The sequence below is a fragment of the Hylemonella gracilis genome (assembly GCF_004328645.1).
Classification (GTDB): domain Bacteria; phylum Pseudomonadota; class Gammaproteobacteria; order Burkholderiales; family Burkholderiaceae_C; genus Hylemonella; species Hylemonella gracilis_B.
This window is the reverse complement of record NZ_CP031395.1, coordinates 3,656,978-3,671,044: the sequence shown is the minus strand read 5'-3', so window position 1 is coordinate 3,671,044 and position 14,067 is coordinate 3,656,978. Positions and strand designations below refer to the sequence as shown.

Below are 14,067 nucleotides of genomic sequence, written 5' to 3'. Positions count from 1 at the left end.
CTTTCATGATTTCCAACCGTGTCGCGGCCGCCTTGCGTTCGCGGGGCATCCACTACGGCTGGCTGGTGGCCGGCGTGACTTTCCTCACCATGCTGACCATGTCGGCGGCGCTGGGTCTGCCCGGCGCCATGCTGCTGCCGTTGGCGCACGAGTTCGGCTGGACCACGCAGCAGGTCTCGTCCGCGCTGGCCATCCGCTTCGCGCTCTACGGTCTGCTCGGCCCCTTCGCCGCCGTGCTGATGGAACGCTGGGGCCTGCGTACGGTGATGTGCCTGGGCCTGGCCCTGGTGGGCGGCGCGATGGCGCTGGTGACCTTCACCTCGCAGCTGTGGCAGCTCTTCCTGCTGTGGAGCCTGATGCTGGGCCTGGGCACCGGTCTCACGGCGCTGGTGCTGGGCGCGGTGGTGGCCACGCGCTGGTTCGCGGCGCGTCGTGGTCTGGTGGTGGGCTTGCTCACGGCCAGCGCCGCGACCGGGCAACTGGCCTTTCTGCCGCTGGCGGCCTGGATGATCGAGCACTGGGGTTGGCGCAGCGCGGTCTGGCCCGTGGTCGCGGCCAGCGTGCTGTTCGGCGTGATCGCCTTCCTGCTGGTGCGCGACCGCCCGTCCGATCTGGGCTTGCGGCCTTACGGTGAAACGCCGGAGGAGAGCGCAAAGAACCAAGCCGCCAAGGCGGCGGCCCCCGCCATGACCATGAACTTCGCCACGCCCTTCAAGGTGCTGGCCGAGGCCTCGCGCAGCGGCACCTTCTGGGTGCTGGCCGCCACCTTCTTCATCTGCGGCCTGTCCACCAACGGGCTGATCCAGACGCACTTCATCTCGCTGTGCAGCGACTTCGGCCTGGGCCCGGTGCCGGCTGCCTCGGTGCTGGCCATGATGGGGGCTTTCGATTTCGTGGGCACCGTGGCCTCGGGCTGGCTCTCGGACCGCTACGACAGCCGCAAGCTGCTGTTCTGGTACTACGGCCTGCGGGGGCTGTCGCTGCTCTGGCTGCCGCATTCGGGTTTCACGCTCGTGGGCCTGGGCCTGTTCGCGATGTTCTACGGTCTGGACTGGATCGCCACCGTGCCGCCCACGGTCAAGCTCACGGGCGCGGCCTTCGGGCCACAGAAGGCGGGCATGGTGTTCGGCTGGGTGTTCGCGGCCCACCAGCTCGGCGCCGCCACAGCGGCCTGGGGCGGTGGTCTGTCGCGCACCGTGATGGCCAGCTACACGCCCGCGCTCTACGTGGCGGGTGGGGCCTGCCTGGTGGCGGCACTGCTGGCCTTGGCTGTGCGCCGCGTCAAGCCGGTGAAGGTGCAGGCAGCGAGCGCCTGAACGAAGAGGGTCAACATGAACACCATGACCCAGAACATCACGCATGCCGCCGCGTCGGTGCCGCTCCCCATGTCCATGGACGCGCGCACCCGGCGCCTGCTGGAGGCGCCGCTGGTTCCGCTGCTGCTCACGCTGGCCGCGCCCAATGTGCTCATCATGGTGGCGCAGGCCTTGGCCGGCTTGATCGAAACCTGGTTCATTGGCCGGCTCGGCACGGCGGCGCTGGCCGGCATGGCGCTGGTGTTTCCGCTGGTGATGCTGATGCAGATGACCTCGGCCGGTGCCGTGGGCGGCGGCATTGCCTCGGCCGTGGCGCGTGCCCTGGGGCGGGGCCGACGTGACGAGGCCGAAGCCCTGGCCTGGCATGCGGTGGTGATCGCGCTCGGTTTCGGCCTGCTGTTCACGCTGGCCCTGTGGCTGGGCGGGCGAGCGCTCTACAGCGCCATGGGAGGCGAGGGCGCGGCGCTGGACGCGGCGCTGATCTATTCGCACCTCGTGTTCGCGGGCGCGGTGCTGGTCTGGCTGTTCAATGCGCTGGCCGCCGTGGTGCGTGGCACGGGCAATATGGCCATGCCCGCGAACGTCACCCTCGTGGGCACGGCGCTGCTGGTGCCACTGTCGCCACTGCTCATCTTCGGTTGGGGCGCCGACAGCCGGTTCACGGGCTTGGGCATCGCGGGTGGCGCGCTGGCCTTGCTGCTCTACTACCTGGGCGGCGTGCTGGCCCTGCTCGCCTACCTGCGCTCCGGGCGCAGCCTGCTGCGCCTGAAGCCCGCGCGCCTGCGGGGCGCGATGTTTGGCGAGATCCTGCGCGTGGGCCTGTTCGGCACCATCTCCACCGTGGCCACCAACCTGACCATCGCCATCGGCACCGGGCTGGTGGGCCGCTTTGGCGCGGAGGCGATCGCGGGTTATGGCACGGCCACGCGGCTGGAGTACCTGCTGGTGCCCCTGGTCTTCGGCCTGGGCGCGCCCCTGGTCACCATCGTCGGCACCTGCGTGGGCGCGGGCCGGCGTGAGCGCGCGCTGCGCGCGGCCTGGGTCGGCGCGGGGCTGGCCTTCGCGCTGACCGAGACCATTGGCCTGGCCGCGGCGTTGTTCCCGCGCGCCTGGCTGGGCTTGTTCGGTGGCGACGCGGTCATGCTGGACGCGGGCGCGCAGTACCTGCGCATCGTGGGGCCGGTCTACGGTTTCTTCGGCCTGGGGCTGGCCCTGTACTTCGCCTCACAGGGCGCGGGCCGCTTGCTGTGGCCGGTGGCGGGCAATGTGGCGCGGCTGATCGTCGCCGGCCTGGGCGGTTGGCTGGCCCTGCGGTGGGTGGGCGCTGGCGTGGAGAGCCTGGCCTGGGTCTTCGCGGCGCAGGCCGTGGCCTTGGTGGTGTACGGCCTGATCAACGCGGGCGCGGTGGCCGGCGGGGCCTGGTTCGCCCGGCGTTGAGCTTGGACGGCGCGCGGCGGGCTGATGCGGCGTCGCTCCGGTCTCGACGCGTGATTCCGCGGCGGGAGCGGGGTCTTGCACTTTGATATCGGAAATATAGTTGCTGTATTGCCGCTACCAAAACTTGGGGCCCCCACCATGTTCAAGCCCGGCATCACCGTCTGGTACAGCGTCCAGGATCTGCAGCAGACCCTGGATTTCTATACCCAGAAACTCGGTTTCTCCGTCACCTTCCACGACCCCGAGTCCAGCATGGCCATGGTGGACTCCAACACCCCGGGGGTGCTGATCGGTTTCTCCGAGGCGCAGGAGGCCGTGCCTTCGACCTCGTCCACGGTCTTCGAGGTGCCGGACATCGTGGCGACGCGCCGGGCCCTGGAAGGGCGGGGCGTGTCCTTCCAGGGCGAGATTGAAACCATTCCCGACATGGTGAAGCTCACCACCTTCACCGACCCCGATGGGCACAGCCTGATGTTGTCGGAAGACCTGACCCAGCCTTGAACGAACAGAAGACGGTCTTGCAACTGGCCCAGGCCTTGTCGGGCCAGTGGACCGTGCCTTTGTTGTTGGCCATGGCGCCTTGCCGCGGGCGTTTCTCGCCCTTGCAAAAGACGCTGGGCATCACGCCCGCGCGCCTGAGCGACAACCTCTGGCGTCTGGAGGCCAATGGCTTGCTGGTCCGCCTCTCGGCGCAGGAGCGCCGCCATCCGGCCCTGCCCGAGTACGTGCTGACCGAGGAGGGGGAACGCCTGCGCGAGGCCGCCCTGGTCCTGCAGGCGACCGAGCAGCGCCTGGGCCTGGGGCGACTCTCTGCCCAGGCCTGGAACATGCCGCTGCTGCTGGCACTGCACTGTGGGCGCGAGCGTTTCCAGCAGATCGGCAAGGCGCTGGACCCGGTCACGCCGCGCATGCTGTCCGCCCGGCTGGAATCCTTCCAGCAGCTCGGCACCATCCAGCGGGAACTGGAGGCTGAACCGCGCCCGACCTTTCTGTACCACCTGCAGGCCCAGGCCCAGGCCCGGGCACCGGTCGGGCAATTTGCGGATGGGTTGGAGTCGCTGGTCTGAGCCGCACGGTGTTCCCGACCGCCCTGGCTGGGTACGCGACCGACGTATCTCGGGCTTGACCCGCGCTGGCGATAATCTCGGGCTGCCCTTCCCGTCAATCGGCCGCTGGCCGCACACCTGCATGTCCACCTTCACCAAGACCATTCTCTATACCGACTCCGACGGCCGTGCCCGTTTCCGCGAGGAAAGCGTGCCGCTCACCCAGGGCACGCCCCAGTCCATGCTGTCCGAGGTCTACGCCAGCGGTGGTTACCAGTTGCGCATGAGCCCCGTGGGCTTTCGCAGCAGCTTCCATTGCACGGGCGCGCCGCAGTGGTGCTTCATCCTTGGCGGGCAGATGGAAATCGGTCTGCAGGATGGCACGTCGCGCATCTTCCAGCCGGGCGAGCACTTCTACTCGGCCGACCTGCTGCCCGCAGGCGCGACCTTCGACGACAAGGTGCACGGGCACTGGAGCCGGCAGGTCGGCGACCAGCCGTTGTACACGCTGTTCGTGCGGGGATGAATCCGGACCCGGAGCCTGCCGCGCCGGTACCCGCGCGGGTGCCTTCGTTGACGCCCTCACCGATGCCTTCGCCGACGCCTCCACCTGCCGCCGAAGCCGCTCCCGAAACGCGCCCCGTGGCCGATGCGCGTGCCGCCCTCGCGCGCGAGGGTTTTGCCTTTCTGCCAGCCGCTCAGGCCCGCCCCTTGCTGGCGGGTGTCAACAGTTTCACCGCCCACGATTGGGCGGCGTTCCAGGACAGCTGGAACCGCTTGGAGCGCGACCGCTACATGGCCGATGGCGGGCGCTACCGGGAGCGACGGCATGCGACCTACAGCGCCCCGACCTCGGGGCCGGTGCGTCAAGAGCCTCACCGCCCGCATTACCAGAGCATCGCCTACAACCCGCTCAACGGCGGCACGGCCCGGCACTTCGCGCCCATCGAGCCGGACCTCGCTCGGGGCCCGGTGCTCGGCACCGTGCTGTCTTGCTGCCGCGATCTGTTCGATGGCCTCGCGCCCGCGCGCGACTGGCACATTGAGGTGCACCAGTTCCGCATCGACGCGGCCCGCAGCGGCGCCACGCCGACGCCGGAGGGCGTGCACCGCGACGGCGTGGATTTCGTGTTCATGATGCTGGTCCAGCGGCGCAACATCCAAGGTGGCGAGACCCGCATCCGCGATCAGGCGGGCGAGACCTTGGCGCGCTTCACGCTGTCCGATCCCTTCGACACGGCCATCGTCGATGACGCGCGGCTGCTCCACGGCGTGACGCCCGTGACGCCCCTGGACCTCACCCAGCCGGCCTGGCGCGACGTGCTGGTGGTCACCTTCGCGGCAAACCCGCCGGAGCACGGGCCAGACCCGAGCGGGCGCTGAGCTGCAACCCCGGCCTTGGCGAGCGGAGTTGGGTTGCTATGTGGCCAAGGATGTTTTCTTCATAAGCAAGCAATTTTTTATTCGTTCCCAATGAGATCCCGCGTACCTACAGTGCGAGTCTTCATCGCATCGCTGTTACGCCATGGGCCTCTCCGCCGCCTTGGACCTGCCCGCATCTGCGCCGGTCCGCCAGAACATTGACATCCGTCCGCTGACCTCGGGGTCCGGGCGCAGCCGCCTGGGCGCCGAGGTGCTGGGCCTGGACTTGTCGAAGCCGCTGGCCGATGCGGATTTCCGCCGCATCCACCAAGCGCATCTGGACCACCACGTGCTGGTCTTCCGCGATCTGCGCATCACGCCAGCGCAGCAGGTCGAGTTCAGCCGCCGCTTCGGGCCGCTGCAGATCCATGTGCTAAGCCAGTTCGCGCTGGCCGGCCACCCGGAAATCCTGATCGTCTCCAACATCAAGGAGAACGGCCAGCCCATCGGCCTGGGCGACGCAGGGCATTACTGGCATTCGGACCTGTCCTACGTCGAAAAACCCAGCCTGGGTTCCATGCTGCACGCGCAGGAACTGCCGACCGAAGGCGGCGACACGCTGTTCGCCGACCAGCACGCAGCCTACGAAGTGCTGCCGGAAAAGACCAAGCAGCGCATCGCGCATCTGCGGGCCGAGCATTCCTACCTCTGCAAGTACGAGGAACTGCGCGCGCGCAGCCCCTGGCGGCCCAAGCTCACGCCCGAGCAGATCGCCAAGGTGCCGCCCCACGTCCACTCCGTGGTGCGCACCCACCCGGAGACGGGCTGCCAAGCGCTCTTCGTCAGCGAGCACTTCACGACCCGCATCGTCGGCCTGCCCGAGGACGAAAGCCGCGCGCTGCTGGACGAGCTGTTCGCGCACAGCACCCGCGAGGAGTTCGTCTACCGCCACCGCTGGCAGGCGCACGACATGGTGTTCTGGGACAACCGTTCCGTCATGCACCTGGCCGCGGGCACGCCCGAGCAACTGCGCCGCAAGCTCTACCGCACCACCATCGAAGGTGACATCGTTTTCTGACCCTCACGTTTTTTGATTTCGCAAACAAGACCATGAAGCAATTTCTTCGAAGCCCCATTTCCCTCCTCGTTGGCCTGGGCCTGCTGCTCGGCGCCACGGCCGCGCAGGCCGAAGGCAAGCTCCGCGTCGCCCAGCAGTTCGGCATCGCCTACCTCATCCTCGACGTGGTGCAGGACCAGAAGCTGATCGAGAAGCACGGCAAGGCCCAGGGTCTGAACATCGAAGTGGAGTGGGCACAGATCTCAGGCGCCACCGCCATGAACGAGGCCCTGCTGGCCGGTTCGCTGGACGTGGTGTCGGCCGGCGTGCCGCCCATGCTCACGCTGTGGGACCGCACCAAGGGCAAACAGAACGTCAAGGCCGTGGCCGCGCTCGGCGCCTTGCCCAATTACCTGATCACGACCAACCCCAACATCAAGACGCTGAAGGACTTCGGCGACAAGGACCGCATCGCCGTGCCCGCGGCCGGCACGGGTTTCCAGTCGCGCACCTTGCAAATTGAAACGGCCAAGCTCTTCGGCGTGGCCCAGGCCAAGAAGTACGACGCCATCTCGGTCAGCCTGCCGCACCCGGACGCGACGGCCGCGCTCATCTCGGGCGGCACGGAAATCAACTCGCACTTCTCCAGCGCACCCTTCTATTACCAGGCGCTGGCGGGCAACCCCAAGGTGCACAAAGTGCTGTCCAGCTACGACATCCTGGGCGGGCCGGCCACCTTCAACGTGCTGTACAGCACGCAGAAGTTCCACGACGAGAACCCCAAGACCTACAAGGCCTTCTACGCCGCGCTGCGTGAAGCGGCCGAGTTCATCCGCAAGGACAAGGCCGCTGGCACAGGTCTAGCCGCCGACGTCTTCATCCGCGTGCAGAAGTCCAAGCTGGACCCGGCGCTGGTGAAGAAGATCATCGAGGACCCGGAGAACGACTTCACCGTCAACCCGCAGAACACCTACATCTACGCCGACAAGCTGCACGCCATCGAGGTGCTGAAGAACAAGGCGGCGTCCTGGAAGGATTACTTCTTCGAGGAAGCCTGGGCCCATCCGGGCAGCTGAGCGCGGATCGAACCAGGTTTGGACATGACTGGCGTGACACCCCTGCATCCTTCCCCCTTGCTCGCGGTCGATGGCGTGAGCCTCGAATACCGCGTGCCCGGCCGCGTGGTGCGCGCCACGCACCGCGTCAGCTTCGACGTGCACGCGGCGGACCGCTTCGTGCTGCTCGGCGCCTCGGGCTGTGGCAAGTCCACGCTGCTCAAGGCCGTGGCCGGTTTCATCGCGCCGGTGGAGGGCGAAATCCGCCTGGATGGACAGCGCGTGCAGGGTCCGGGGCCCGACCGCATCGTCGTCTTCCAGGAGTTCGACCAGTTGCCGCCCTGGAAGACCGTGCGGCAGAACGTGATGTTCCCGCTGCGCGCGGCGCGCAAGCTGGGCCGCAAGGAAGCCGCCGAGCGGGCCGACCATTTTCTGGACAAGGTGGGCCTGTCGGCGTTCGCCGACGCCTACCCGCACCAGCTCTCCGGCGGCATGAAGCAGCGCGTGGCGATCGCCCGCGCGCTGGCCATGCAGCCGCGCGTGCTGCTGATGGACGAACCCTTCGCCGCCCTGGACGCGTTGACTCGCCGCAAGATGCAGGAGGAACTGTTGGCCTTGTGGGAAGGCGAGGCGGCGGAGGGTGGGCGCTTCACGCTGCTCTTCGTGACGCACTCGATCGAGGAGGCCCTGGTCGTGGGCAGCCGCATCGGCCTGCTCTCGCCGCACCCGGGGCGCATGCGCGCCGAGATCAACAGCCACCAGTTCGGCCTGCACAGCGCGGGCAGCGCTGAATTCCAGGCTACCGCGCAGCGCATCCACGGTCTGCTGTTCGAGGCGCCCGGCGCGACACCGGTGCATGAACAAGACGGCGCCCTTGCGCCTGTGACGGCACCCAAAGTCGACACGCGGAGGTACGCATGAGCATGGTGTTTGCCTCGGCTTCCTCCCCCGCGTCGGCCCCGCCGCAGCCGCCCGTGCGCCCCGAGTACGAACGCGCGCTGGAGCCCCTGACCGCGGTCGCGGTCGAGCGTGACCTGCCCTGGCCGCGCCGCCTGTGGGAGCAGGGCTGGCTGCGCAAGAGCCTCATCCTCGCCGTGCTGGCGGTGCTATGGGAAGGCATCGCGCGCTGGCAGGACAACGAACTGCTGCTGCCCACCTTTCTGCAGACGGCACGCGCGCTGGGCGAAGGCCTGGCCAGCGGCGAGCTGCTGGTGAAGCTGCGCATTTCCCTGGCCGTGCTGCTGCAGGGCTACGCCGTCGGCGTACTGGCCGCGCTGGCCCTGACCACCCTGGCCGTGTCCACGCGCCTCGGGCGCGACCTGCTGAGCACCTTGACGTCGATGTTCAACCCCTTGCCCGCCATCGCCCTGCTGCCGCTGGCCCTGCTGTGGTTCGGCCTGGGGCAGGGCAGCCTGGTCTTCGTGCTGGTGCATTCCGTGCTCTGGCCGCTGGCACTCAATACCTATGCAGGGTTTCAGAGCGTGCCCGAAACCCTGCGCATGGCGGGTCGCAACTACGGCCTGCACCAGCAGTGGCTGGGCCTGCGCTACGTGCTGCAGATCCTGCTGCCCGCGGCCTTGCCCGCCATCCTCTCGGGCCTGAAGATCGGCTGGGCCTTCGCCTGGCGCACCCTGATCGCGGCGGAACTGGTGTTTGGCGCGTCCTCGGGCAAGGGTGGCCTGGGCTGGTACATCTTCCAGAACCGCAACGAGCTCTACACCGACAAGGTGTTCGCGGGCCTGACCATGGTGATCCTCATCGGCCTGCTGGTGGAAGGACTGGGCTTTCAGACCCTGGAGCGGCTGACCGTGCGGCGCTGGGGCATGCAGCGCTGATGCCGTTGACCCGGTGCCAGTCTTCCTCGTGCGCCTGTATCGGCTAGGATGCCTGCCACCTCGCATCGGGAAGCAGGAGTCCCCCACCATGTTCACCAGCTCTGACACCGGCTGCCACTGATGGACGCCGCTGCCCTCCAACGCCTGAGCGCGGCCTTCGAGGCCGCCATCGCCGCGCGCCGCCTCCCGGGCGCGGTGTTGTACGTCGCCCAGCATGGCGAGACGCGCTGCTTCGACGCCCTGGGATGGCAGGATGCCGCCGCTGGCGTGCCCATGCGGCGCGACGCGATCTTCCGCATCTACTCCATGACCAAGCCCATCGTGTCGCTCGCGACGCTGATGCTGGTGGAGGAGGGGCGGCTGACGCTCGGCGACCCGGTGGCCCGTTACCTGCCTGAATTCGGCACACAGCAGGTGGCGGTGGCGCAAGGCGATGCGCTGCGACTGGCACCTGCCCAGCGGGGCATGGCGGTGCAGGACCTGCTGCGCCATACCTCGGGGCTGACTTACGAATTCCTGGGCAATGACCCGGTCCAGCGGCTGTACCGCGAGGTGGACATCGCGTCCCGTGCGCGCAGCAACCGCGACATGTGCCGGCTGCTGGCCACCTTGCCGCTGGCCCGCCAGCCCGGCGCTGCCTGGCTGTACAGCCGCTCCACCGACGTGCTCGGCGCGGTGCTGGAGGTGGTCAGCGGCATGAGCTTGGGTGAACTGCTGCGCCAGCGCATCTTCGAGCCGCTGGGCATGCGCGACACCGGCTTTTACGTGCCGCCCGAGCAGCAGCACCGCATCGCCGAACCCTTTGCCGTCGACCCCGACAGCGGCGCGGCGGTGGAACTCATCGATGTGCGATCGGCGCCGGTGGGCGAGTCGGGCGGCGGGGGCCTGGTTTCCACCGCGGCTGACTACGCGCGCTGGCTTCAGCTCATGCTCAACGGCGGCCAGCTGGACGGCGTACGGTTGGTCTCACGCAAGACCCTTGAATGGATGACCGCCGACCACCTGGGCGCCATCCCCATCGAGGGGGACCTGCTGGCGCCCGGCCATGGCTTCGGGCTTGGCGTGGCGATGCGCACCGTGCCGGGCCTCGCGCCCACGCCAGGCTCGGTGGGCATGTACCACTGGAGCGGCATCGGCGGCACCACTTTCTTCGTCGACCCGCGCGAGGGGCTGTACGCAATGCTGCTGGCGCAGGCGCCAGGGCAGCGTGTCCACTACCGCACCCTGTTGCGCAACTTGGTCTACGCGGCGCTGGACTGAGCGGTCCCGTGGACGGGAGCGGTCACACCCCCATCGCTCCGTCCCCTCCACCGCAGCGCGCCCTCACTTTGCGTCGATCAGGGCCTGGATGTCGAGCAGGGTCAGCTCGTCGTCGTCCGGCTTGCCGAGCTGGCGGCCAGAGGAACCTGGGTAGTTGTTGTCGTTGACCACCACGATGTGACGCGTGTCGACGATGGCCAGCCCTTCGGGGCCCAGGTGCGGCAGGCTGAACACCTCTTCGTTGGGACCGCGCTTGGCGAGACGCTGGGGGTTGGCGATCTTGAGCAGGTCGATGTAGGCCACTTTGCGCACGAAGCCGTTGGCATCGGTGTTGGTCAGGTCGATCTTGTAGACGCGCTTGAACTTCGCGGGGCGCGCGAAGCAGTCCGGCCGCTCTTCGCCAGCGCAGGCCGGCGCCATGCCTTCGGACGCATCGTCACGCTCGATCACCAGGCCGGTGGTGGCGTTCAGCATCTGGAAGTCGGCCATCACGTTGCCGTTTTCCTCGAAGGCGTATTTCCATTGCTTGCCGGTGTAGCGGCGGCTGGCCACGTCGAATTCGAGGATGTGGGTGTAGAGGCGGTCGTTGCTCTTCTCGAACGTCTTGGTCTGCGCGTCGTACAGCGGCCACTCGAAGGCGGGGTACAGCGTCTTGCCGTCCGGTGACTGGGCCATGGGCTCGAAGCCGCCCGATCGCCGCACTTCCCATTGCGGCATCGCGTCGCTGGGCAGGTTGGGCAGACGGCTGTTCAGGTAATTGTCGGGCGAACGGTAGGGCTTGCCGTCGACCACGGTCTCGGTCACGCCCAGCACCTTGCCGTTCAGGTCGGTTTGCAGGAGGTAGGGGCCGAACTCGTCGCCGATCCACAAGGTGTTGCCAATCTTCTGGATGGACTCGACGTCGAAATCCGCGCCGGTGAGGTAACGCTTGTCGCTGGCCTCGTTCTGGATGGCAAAGGGTACCTTGCGGTCCGGGTCGTGCAGGAAGACGGTCTTGCGCAGCGTGACCTTGCCGCTCTTCCAGTCCACCTGCGCGGTGTGCACCATCAGCAGCGCGTCCTGCGAGTTGATCTTGCTGCCGAAGCCGTTGTCGGTCAGCACCAGGTAGTGGTCGCGGTCCAGTGCGACGACGCCAGAGAAGCCTTGCACGGCCTGGCCCTTGACAGGCAGGGCGCCGCCGGTGACGCGTGGCTTGGAGCCGCCCGCCGTCGTGAACGCGGGCTCGCTGCCGAGCTTCTCGTTGCGTGTGCGCGCACTGTTGGCGAATTTGCCCGAGGTCGCGAAGAAGGCGCCGGCGTCACGCGGCGCGGCGGTGCTCGTGTCGGCGGGCAGCGCTGCGTGCCCCGCGAGTGTCGCGGTGACGGCCTGCTGTGCCTGTGCGGCATGGGTGCCGCCCAACAAGGCCAAGGCGAGCAGCAGAGCTTGGATCGGAAACTGCAGAAGGGGGCTGCGCATGAACATGACACGACTCCGTGGAACAGGAAAGTCCCGCAGGCTAAGCGGGGGCGATGACAACAGCGTGAACGCCGGAGGGCCGATGGCTCGCGGCGGCCGGGTGTGAGGCAGCTTGCGAAAAAAACTGCGTCCTGTTGGAAATAACCGACACCACGAGTTTTCCGGGGCATGCAAACTTTGCCCCATGCCTGCCCAATTCACTCCTGCCGCGCGTCGGCTCTGGGACATTTCACCGCCCGTGCACGCAGGCAGCCCTGTCTTTCCCGGGGACACGCCATACAGCCAGCAATGGAACGCCACCATCGGGCCAGGGTGCCCGGTGAACGTGAGTGCCATCACCCTGTCGCCGCACGTGGGCGCGCATGCCGATGCGCCGTTGCACTACGACGCGGGTGGTGCCTCCATCGGCGACCTGTCGCTGGAACCCTTCCTCGGTCCGTGCCGAGTCATCCACGCGATCGGGCGCGGACCCTTGATCGAGTGGGACCACGTGGCCCACGCGATCGATGCCCGCTTGCCGCCGCGTGTGCTGGTGCGCACCTACGAGCGTATGCCGGTGGACCGCTGGGACGGGGCGCTGGCCGCCTACGCCCCGTCCACCATCACGCGCCTGGCCGATCTGGGTGTGCTGCTGATCGGCATCGACACAGCCAGCATCGACCCCGCCGACAGCAAGACGCTGGACAGCCACCAGCTCATCCGTCAGCGCGGTTTGCGCGTGCTCGAAAACCTGGTGCTCGACGAGGTGCCCGAAGGCGACTACGAGCTGATTGCCTTGCCGTTGAAGTTCACCTCGGCCGATGCTTCGCCGGTGCGCGCCGTGCTGCGCGCGCTGGCCTGAGCGGCCCCATCCCCCTGCCCATTTCCCAAGCTCCGCAAGAGTCAACTTTTCCCGCGACTTCCTTCATGACGACCCTGCAAGATTGCCGCGCGCTCGACGCGTTAGACCCTCTGGCCCCGTTGCGCGGGCATTTCACCCTGCCGGATGGCGTGATCTACCTGGATGGAAACTCCCTGGGCGTGCTACCGAAGGCCGCTGCCGCTCGCGTGGCTGACGTGGTCACGCGCGAATGGGGCCGGGACCTGATCCGTTCGTGGAACACCGCCAGTTGGTTCGACCTGCCGCAGCGCCTGGGCAACCAGCTCGCCCCGCTGATCGGTGCTGGCCGGGATGAGGTGGTGTGCACCGACAGTACCTCGGTCAACCTGTACAAGGTGCTGAGCGCCGCGCTCAACATCGCGCGCGAGGACGGCCCGGCACGCCGTCGCGTGGTGAGCGAGCGCAGCAACTTCCCGACCGATCTCTACATTGCCGAGGGCCTATGCAGGGAACGCGGCCTGGAACTGGTGCTGGTGGAGCCTGAAGAGATCCCCGCCGCCCTGACGCGCGACGTGGCCGTGCTGATGCTCACGCACGTGAACTACCGCACCGGGGCCATGCACGACATGGCCGCCGTCACGACTACCGCGCACGCTGTGGGCGTGCTCACGGTGTGGGACCTGGCGCACAGCGCGGGTGCCGTGCCGGTGGACCTGAATGGCGCGGGCGCCGATTTCTCGATTGGCTGCGGCTACAAATACCTCAATGGCGGCCCCGGCGCGCCGGCCTTCGTCTGGGTGCACCCACGTCATGCCGACCGCTTCTGGCAACCGCTGTCGGGCTGGTGGGGCCATGCCGCCCCTTTCCAGTTCACGCCGGACTACCAGCCCGCGCCGGGCATTCACCGTTATCTTTGTGGCACGCAGCCCATCATCAGCCTGTCGGCGCTGCAATGCGGGCTCGACGTGTTCGACGCCGCGCGTCCCCTGGGTGGCATGCCCGCGCTGCGCGCCAAGTCGCTCGCGTTGACGGACCTGTTCATCCGTCTGGTGGAGGAACGCTGCGCGGGCCACGGTCTGAGCCTGGCCACGCCGCGCGATCACGCCCGGCGTGGCTCGCAGGTGTGCCTGACGCGCGACGAAGGTCTCGGTGTGAACGGTCAGGGCAGCGGTGCCTACGCCATCGTGCAGGCGCTGATCGCGCGTGGCGTGATCGGGGACTACCGCGCCGGGTCCGGTGCGGCTTCGGATGCGGGCCAGGGTGATGCCGGCCGCAGTCCGAACAAGGACATCCTGCGCTTCGGCTTCACACCGCTCTACATCGGCTACGAGGATGTCTGGAACGCTGTGGAACACCTGCGTCAGGTGCTCGACGCGGGAGAGTGGCGGCGCCCTGAGTTCAACCAGATCCACGCGGTGACCTGA

The 14,067-nt window shown here is 67.9% G+C and carries 14 protein-coding genes; 13 read left to right on the top strand and 1 reads right to left on the bottom strand.

The annotated features are described in order from the left end of the window. Positions 1 to 5: 5 nt before the first annotated feature. The 11 genes from DW355_RS17045 to DW355_RS16995 all read left to right on the top strand — a co-directional run bounded on the left by DW355_RS17045 (position 6) and on the right by DW355_RS16995 (position 10,368). Positions 6 to 1,316: an MFS transporter gene (locus DW355_RS17045; protein ID WP_131281880.1), complete on the top strand. Its 1,311-nt coding sequence runs from the start codon at positions 6 to 8 to the stop codon at positions 1,314 to 1,316. A 15-nt stretch (positions 1,317 to 1,331) separates the two neighbouring features. Then, the gene (locus DW355_RS17040) at positions 1,332 to 2,753 is read left to right on the top strand and encodes an MATE family efflux transporter (protein ID WP_431733189.1); all 1,422 of its coding nucleotides are present in this window, start codon (positions 1,332 to 1,334) and stop codon (positions 2,751 to 2,753) included. Positions 2,754 to 2,891: 138 nt separating this feature from the next. Beyond that, on the top strand, positions 2,892 to 3,254 hold the full coding sequence (locus DW355_RS17035; protein ID WP_131281878.1) for a VOC family protein: 363 nt from the start codon (positions 2,892 to 2,894) through the stop codon (positions 3,252 to 3,254). Beyond that, positions 3,251 to 3,820, top strand: a complete 570-nt coding sequence (locus tag DW355_RS17030) for a winged helix-turn-helix transcriptional regulator (RefSeq protein WP_131281876.1) — start codon at positions 3,251 to 3,253, stop codon at positions 3,818 to 3,820. Before DW355_RS17035 ends, DW355_RS17030 begins: the two co-directional genes overlap by 4 nt. Positions 3,821 to 3,941: 121 nt before the next feature. After that, complete coding sequence (locus DW355_RS17025) at positions 3,942 to 4,325, top strand: hypothetical protein (RefSeq protein WP_131281874.1); 384 nt, start codon at positions 3,942 to 3,944, stop codon at positions 4,323 to 4,325. 62 nt (positions 4,326 to 4,387) lie between these two features. After that, complete coding sequence (locus DW355_RS17020) at positions 4,388 to 5,182, top strand: 2OG-Fe dioxygenase family protein (RefSeq protein ID WP_131281872.1); 795 nt, start codon at positions 4,388 to 4,390, stop codon at positions 5,180 to 5,182. A gap of 142 nt (positions 5,183 to 5,324) precedes the next feature. Then, complete coding sequence (locus tag DW355_RS17015) at positions 5,325 to 6,239, top strand: TauD/TfdA dioxygenase family protein (protein ID WP_131281870.1); 915 nt, start codon at positions 5,325 to 5,327, stop codon at positions 6,237 to 6,239. A gap of 32 nt (positions 6,240 to 6,271) precedes the next feature. Beyond that, on the top strand, positions 6,272 to 7,294 hold the full coding sequence (locus tag DW355_RS17010; RefSeq protein WP_131281868.1) for an ABC transporter substrate-binding protein: 1,023 nt from the start codon (positions 6,272 to 6,274) through the stop codon (positions 7,292 to 7,294). Between the two features lie 24 nt (positions 7,295 to 7,318). Then, complete coding sequence (locus DW355_RS17005; protein WP_242671237.1) at positions 7,319 to 8,194, top strand: ABC transporter ATP-binding protein; 876 nt, start codon at positions 7,319 to 7,321, stop codon at positions 8,192 to 8,194. Continuing rightward, entirely contained in the window at positions 8,191 to 9,108 is a 918-nt protein-coding gene (locus DW355_RS17000; protein WP_207388038.1) for an ABC transporter permease, read from the top strand. The genes DW355_RS17005 and DW355_RS17000 overlap by 4 nt, the downstream gene beginning before the upstream one ends. A gap of 120 nt (positions 9,109 to 9,228) precedes the next feature. After that, complete coding sequence (locus DW355_RS16995) at positions 9,229 to 10,368, top strand: serine hydrolase domain-containing protein (protein WP_131281866.1); 1,140 nt, start codon at positions 9,229 to 9,231, stop codon at positions 10,366 to 10,368. A 63-nt stretch (positions 10,369 to 10,431) separates the two neighbouring features. Here DW355_RS16995 and DW355_RS16990 read toward each other — a convergent pair whose 3' ends face one another. After that, positions 10,432 to 11,829, bottom strand: coding sequence for an esterase-like activity of phytase family protein (locus DW355_RS16990; RefSeq protein ID WP_242671236.1), 1,398 nt, complete (start codon positions 11,827 to 11,829; stop codon positions 10,432 to 10,434). 178 nt (positions 11,830 to 12,007) lie between these two features. On the opposite strand from DW355_RS16990, the gene kynB reads away from it, so the two are divergent. Together kynB and kynU are read left to right on the top strand one after the other, a co-directional pair. Beyond that, positions 12,008 to 12,664 carry an arylformamidase gene (kynB, locus tag DW355_RS16985; RefSeq protein ID WP_131281864.1) on the top strand — a complete coding sequence of 219 codons (657 nt, stop codon included), beginning with the start codon at positions 12,008 to 12,010 and terminating at the stop codon, positions 12,662 to 12,664. Positions 12,665 to 12,729: 65 nt separating this feature from the next. Beyond that, positions 12,730 to 14,067, top strand: coding sequence for a kynureninase (gene kynU / locus DW355_RS16980; protein WP_131281862.1), 1,338 nt, complete (start codon positions 12,730 to 12,732; stop codon positions 14,065 to 14,067).